The organism is Cyanobacteriota bacterium, from assembly GCA_025054735.1.
Classification (GTDB): domain Bacteria; phylum Cyanobacteriota; class Cyanobacteriia; order SKYG9; family SKYG9; genus SKYG9.
Genome location: JANWZG010000254.1, coordinates 1 through 5,751, shown reverse-complemented (window position 1 = coordinate 5,751; position 5,751 = coordinate 1). Strand labels below are relative to the sequence as shown.

Below are 5,751 nucleotides of genomic sequence, written 5' to 3'. Positions count from 1 at the left end.
AAGGTTGCCTTGATGATCCAACACTGGGCCAGGTGAGGGAATGCGAATGACATGGAGGCGACGACCGCTAGCATCTGTGGCCTTAGCTAGGTCAGTAGCAACTTGGTTGAGGGTATCACGATTGGGATCATTGGGATCCTGAGCTTCCATACAGACTACGACTCCAGGAGCTACGAATCGCGCCAGGGTGTCTATATGTCCATCAGTATGGTCATTGAGCAATCCTTCCTGGAGCCAGATAACCTTAGACACGCCCAAGGCCATGTGCAGAAGGCGCTCAACCTCATCTTGGGTCAGATGGGGATTACGATTGGGGTTAAGCAGACATTGACGGGTGGTGAGACAGGTGCCTTCACCGTCAACTTCAAGGGCACCACCTTCGGCAACTAGGGCGATCGTAAACTCAGGTGCATCTACCCAGCGGGCAATGGCAGGGGCTACGGTGTCATCGCCTGGTAGGTGATAGCGATCGCCCCACCCATTGAACTGAAAGCGCACGGTGGCTAGTCCCTCAGTGGGATGAACCAAGAAAATAGGAGCAATATCCCGCATCCAAATATCGCCAAAGGCATGGTGATGAAACCGAGCAGGGATAGTTCCCAGCATCTGCTCTGCTATCGCTTGCCCGTCTGCATCGAGTACCAAAATTTCTAACTGTTCTCCTCGTGCCTCACCTGTGACCGGATCTGGATCAGCAATGGCACGGCACAACTCTACAAATTCCGCGCGGGCGGCAGGCAACAAATCATCCCACAACTCAACATGACTGGGAAAAGCTAACCAGCAAGCACTGTGGGGATGCCATTCAGCAGGCTGGTAGAAACGAATAGTCATAGCTGGAGACGCTGACGCAGGATAAACTCGGCGATCGTCAAATCCATGGGTGTAGTCACCTTCAGGTTGGTTTCCTCTCCCGGCACAATCACCACAGGCAATCCACAGCGCTCAAACAGACTTGCGTCATCGGTGACTTCCCAACCTTCTGCTTTTCCTTGACGATGGCACTGTTGGATAGCCCGGACGGCAAATCCTTGAGGGGTTTGGGCAGCCCAGAGGCAGCGACGCTCAGGCGTATCGGTAATCGCCTTGGTTTGCAGGTCTACCACCTTGATGGTGTCTTTGACAGGAATGGCAGCGATCGTACCTGCACCCTTCTCTTGGTGAGCATGACGAGTTTCAACAGCACAGCGATCAAACAAAGCTGGTGTTGCTAGGCATCGTGCTCCATCATGAATCAAGACATACTCAGCATCCTCTGGTAGAGCTAGCACACCATTGCAAACCGATTGCTGTCGGGTGTCACCTCCTTGGATAAAGGTCACAGGCTTGCTTAGTTTCAAATCTGCTGCAATTTGCTTAAAGTCATGCCAATCATCGGGCTGACTTAGGATCCCAATCCAAGTAATCTGCTCAGCCGCCTCAGCCGCTCTCAAGGTCCATGCCAGCAAAGGTTCTGACAACAGGGTTAATAACAGCTTGTTGCGATCGCTACCCATGCGCCGCCCCATCCCTGCTGCTGGAATCAATAGGTGCATTGCCGTCTTCCCATCCTGCTAGAGGCTCTATGCGTTTCTATCGGACATACGCAATCTAATCTTATCGGTTGCACTGTAGTTTTGATCAGCCTTGCTAGACTTGATGGATAGACTGAATAAGTAAGTGGGGTTAATGAGAGTCATGATTAAGTTGTTGGACAATAGGAGTCGTTCTCTTCTCAGAGATGATTTCTCTAATTCAAACTCATCATCGAGTTGGCCCGATTTCTGATTGCAGATGCTTACAGTGACATCTAAATATGGCCTAGCTAATACAGCCTAGCTGTGCTCCTATAATCATGGTCTCTGTACTCATTAAGTTAAGATATCAAAGGACGAGTAGACGTTGCAACTTAAAGATTTCCTGAATCGATATCGCCAGGGAGAGCGTGATTTTGCTCACATCGATTTGAGGGAGGCTAACCTCAGTGGAGTGAACCTCCAAGATATTGACCTAACAGGTGCCAACCTCACGGGAGCCAACCTGAGTTGGGCGTTTCTCACCCGTGCAACCTTGGTGGGAGCCAATCTCCGGCAGGCTGATTTGCGCAGTTGTGCCTTGAATAATGCAAACTTGACCCAAGCAGTCTTGTCAGGAGCCAACTTAACAAAAGCAGACTTGCGGTTAGCCAACCTCCAGTCAGCAGAGTTAGATTGGGCAATCTTGCAGGAAGCTGATTTAAGCCTAGCTGACCTGCAAGGAGCCAGACTGGATCAAGCTAACCTAGAGCGTGCAAAGCTCAATAGTGCCAAGTTAATGGACTTGGAATTGATGGAGGCCAACTTGCGAGGGGCCAGCCTCACTGGGGCTGATCTAAGCCGAGCTAATCTGCGAGAAGCTCACTTAGAAGAGGCTAACTTGCGGGAGGCTAATTTAGCAGGCGCTAATCTAACTGAAGTGAATTTAACCACGGCCTATTTGCGACAAGCTAATTTACAGTCGGCAGACTTGCACCGGGTGATTTTACAGGGGGCTGATTTGAGTGAAGCTCAATTGGATAATGCTGACTTGAGTCGGGCAAATTTGAGTGGAGCCTATCTGCTCAAGGCTAGTTGTCGCAAAACTCACTTGCCAAGGGCAGACCTCCAAGATGCCTATTTGCTACAAGCAGATTTAACTGAAGCAAATTTGCGCGGGGCAATCATGCGTCGTGCTGACCTCAGCGGGGCCTACCTTAGTGACACGATTTTAAGTGAAGCAGATTTGAGTAACGCCTGTCTGTTGCAGTGCCACCTAATTCGGACTAGCTTGGAGGGCACCAAGATGACAGGATGTTGCATTTACAACTGGCGCGTGGAAGAGGCAGACTTTTCTAAGGTGGACTGTCGATATGTCTTTACTCGGTTCAATTACCATGCCAAGCGGGCGATGGACAGGCACCCTGTCGATCGCGACTTCGCTCCTGGAGAAATGTCAGCCACCTATGGTAGCAGTAGTCACCTTGAACTGACCCTGGATGGAGAAGTGCACTGGCAGGCACTGCTGTTTTCCCTAATTCAGATTCAGCAAGAGTCTCCAGATGTGGCCCTGACAATCAACAGCTACGAGTTTGCAAATGGCAAGGGGACTGTGAGGCTGCTAGTGAATCGCCCCATTAATGCCAGCACACTGACTCAGCGCATTCTTAAGCTTTATCCTGAGATGCAACAACAGTGGAAACGTCACCAGAAAGCCATCTTGACCAGGATGAACATTTTGGTTCAGCCTCACCAAACCAGCACTGACCCTACTACTTTGGGGACAGCACCGTTGCCTCAGGCAACAACCAACCATACTTCTAAGCTTCCTGGTCAAATCATGCAGCATGTCCAGCTTAGTTTGTTTTCCCAGGATGCTCAAGACCGTGCCCAGCATAGTCAAGCGCTGGTAGCCTTTCTCACGCAACAGGGCATTAAAACCGATGAGGAACAGCGCCGCTTGATTGGTAAGGTGATTATGAAGCGTGCAAGTCTGGACAAAACCTTTCTCGATCGCCTGTTACGCTGGGAGCGATCAGCAGATCAGGCAGAGCGCACTTCCTTAGTGGGAGAGGCCGTACGTTCGGCGATCGCAATGCTGTGGTCATGATTAGCCCTCAGGTTACGATGAGCCTAGTCTTGTCGTTATCTTAAACTGCTGCTACAACTGTGCTGTACAAATGCACAAGGTGAACTGTGTACTACTGGCTATTGCGTGTTGGGTTACAGACGATTGGTAGATTGAGTGATGGCATTCGTCTTGGCTGGCGCACAGGCTTTGACTCTGGCGTAATGCTGGAATATATCTACGAGAACCAACCTCGTGGCATTACCCCCTTGGGGGTATGGTTTGACCGGATGTTTATAGCTCACCCGGTATGGGATGGGGTACGATCGCGCCGACAATTCTTGATTGGACAGCTTCAACAAGCCCTTAGCCACTATGACCATCCCCTAGTGGTTGACCTTGCTGCTGGGGTTGGCTCTTACCTGTTCACAATTCCCCCCGGACGGGCGACTATTATTGCTGGCGACTACGAACCAGAAGCCGTAGCTCAAGGACAAGATAAAGCTAATCGCTTGGGACGAACAGATATTACCTTTCAGCGCCATAATGCCTTCGTGCTGTCAGAGTTGGCCAGCGATCGGGCCGATATTCTCGTGGCATCCGGCTTTTTTGACATCCTCACTGACGACCAGCAAATTCAAACCGTATTGCAAAATGGCTCTGCTATTACCCCACCGGGGGCACGGTGGGTGTTCACCATCCAAGAGCATCACCCCGACCTAAAGCTGCTCAAGCAAAGCCTAGTGGATCTAAACCAGCGTCCATGGGAACTCGTGCCCCGACCAGCAGAGCAACTCGTCGCCTGGGCAGAACCCTATGGCTGGCACCTAGAAACCTTAGAGCGCAACCAATTCTTCGCTGTAGGTACCTTGGTCAAGCAGCACTAATCTACAGGTCTCCATTCCCTACACCGCTTGCCAGGAAAGCCACCAGTTGACTTATACGGCTGCTTGAGGCTGACGATACCAGCGCTCAGCCAACTCGTTTAACTGCGCCAAAATGCTAACTAACTCCTGACCCCTTACCGTTAGCTCATAGGAGACCTGCGGAGGCACCGTGGGTTCATAGTGCCGAGAGACAATGCCTTCTCGCTCTAACAGGCGCAGACGCTCGGTCAACATCTTGGTAGAAATGCCCTCAACTCGTCGCTTCAGTGCTCCAAACCGCGTAGACCCATTCGTAGACAGTATCCAGAGAATATACAGCGTCCAAGGGCCAGACAGAATATTCATCAAAATGCTAACAGGGCAAGGATTAGAATCTTGTGATGGTCTTGTCATGGCTGGTTACTGAAAGTTTTCTAGTTACTTCATTGTACCTACTTTACTTTAGTAAGTAAAAGTTTCTAGGATGGCATTGTTGAGTTAATGGCTATATCAGGAGGTTCTATGGCTACGATCGCGATTGTGTATTTCTCCGGATCTGGTCACACTCATCTAATGGCTGAGGCTGTAGCTAAAGGAGCCAGTGATGCAGGTGCAGAGGTTAAACTGCTGCGGATCACAGGGGAACAAATTACCAATGGTCGCTGGAAGGACGATGCCATCATGGCAACCCTCAACCAAGCTGATGCCATTGTCTTTGGGTCACCGACGTACATGGGTGGTGTTGCTGCTCAGTTCAAGGCATTTATTGATGCAGGCAGCTATGCTTGGTTTACCCAACAGTGGAAAGACAAACTCGCAGGTGGGTTTACCCATTCTAGTTCCCCCAGTGGTGACAAACAGGGCACCTTGCTTTATCTTGCGATTAATGCAGCTCAACATGGCATGATTTGGGTAGGAGCTGGTGAAATGAATGATGGCACCGTTAACCGTCTCGGCTCATTCCTTGGTGTTATGGGTCAAAGTCCTGTCGATATGTCGGGTGCGCCAGCCGTTGTGGATCCTGCCGATCTGCTCACGGCTGAAAAATACGGTCAGCGCATTGCCATGGCTACCCAGCGCTGGAACAAGTAGCTGGAACACAGACGGGCAGGGGAAAACAGGGAGGAACAGAGCTTGCTTAATTCCCTTGCCTGAGTACGCTGTTGAAGAAGTTAGGGTTTTGGCATAGTCAACTGAAGTTAACACTACGAACTAGCTAGAGCTGTCATATCTAGGTGAACCCAACTGTTGCCATATCCCTATAGGCTGCCGACATCTCAGCGCGACGCATAAATTGACTGGAGTAATCTACAAGTCGCTCACC

6 protein-coding genes are annotated in these 5,751 nt (G+C 50.5%); 3 read left to right on the top strand and 3 right to left on the bottom strand.

Features of this window, described 5'->3' with window-relative positions:
* Together NZ772_12465 and ispD are read right to left on the bottom strand one after the other, a co-directional pair.
* Positions 1-834: agmatine deiminase family protein (locus NZ772_12465; protein MCS6814363.1), on the bottom strand; the 834-nt coding region annotated here is incomplete at its 3' end.
* Entirely contained in the window at positions 831-1,535 is a 705-nt protein-coding gene (ispD, locus tag NZ772_12460; GenBank protein ID MCS6814362.1) for a 2-C-methyl-D-erythritol 4-phosphate cytidylyltransferase, read from the bottom strand. The genes ispD and NZ772_12465, both read right to left, overlap by 4 nt.
* A 346-nt stretch (positions 1,536-1,881) precedes the next feature.
* On the opposite strand from ispD, the gene NZ772_12455 reads away from it, so the two are divergent.
* Together NZ772_12455 and NZ772_12450 are read left to right on the top strand one after the other, a co-directional pair.
* On the top strand, positions 1,882-3,603 hold the full coding sequence (locus NZ772_12455) for a pentapeptide repeat-containing protein (GenBank protein MCS6814361.1): 1,722 nt from the start codon (positions 1,882-1,884) through the stop codon (positions 3,601-3,603).
* Between the two features lie 86 nt (positions 3,604-3,689).
* Positions 3,690-4,448: a class I SAM-dependent methyltransferase family protein gene (locus tag NZ772_12450; GenBank protein MCS6814360.1), complete on the top strand. Its 759-nt coding sequence runs from the start codon at positions 3,690-3,692 to the stop codon at positions 4,446-4,448.
* A gap of 51 nt (positions 4,449-4,499) precedes the next feature.
* Here the strand turns inward: NZ772_12450 and NZ772_12445 are convergent, their stop codons facing one another.
* The gene (locus NZ772_12445; protein MCS6814359.1) at positions 4,500-4,841 is read right to left on the bottom strand and encodes a helix-turn-helix transcriptional regulator; all 342 of its coding nucleotides are present in this window, start codon (positions 4,839-4,841) and stop codon (positions 4,500-4,502) included.
* A 108-nt stretch (positions 4,842-4,949) separates the two neighbouring features.
* Here NZ772_12445 and NZ772_12440 point away from each other — a divergent pair, with 108 nt between their 5' ends.
* The gene (locus NZ772_12440; protein ID MCS6814358.1) at positions 4,950-5,519 is read left to right on the top strand and encodes a flavodoxin family protein; all 570 of its coding nucleotides are present in this window, start codon (positions 4,950-4,952) and stop codon (positions 5,517-5,519) included.
* The last annotated feature ends 232 nt before the right edge of the window (positions 5,520-5,751 follow it).

Excerpts from the sequence above, each read along its gene's own strand:
- ispD (MCS6814362.1), bottom strand. The coding sequence starts at position 1,535 with ATGCACCTATTGATTCCAGCAGCAGGGATGGGGCGGCGCATGGGTAGC.
- NZ772_12440 (MCS6814358.1), top strand. The coding sequence starts at position 4,950 with ATGGCTACGATCGCGATTGTGTATTTCTCCGGATCTGGTCACACTCAT.
- NZ772_12445 (MCS6814359.1), bottom strand. The coding sequence starts at position 4,841 with ATGACAAGACCATCACAAGATTCTAATCCTTGCCCTGTTAGCATTTTG.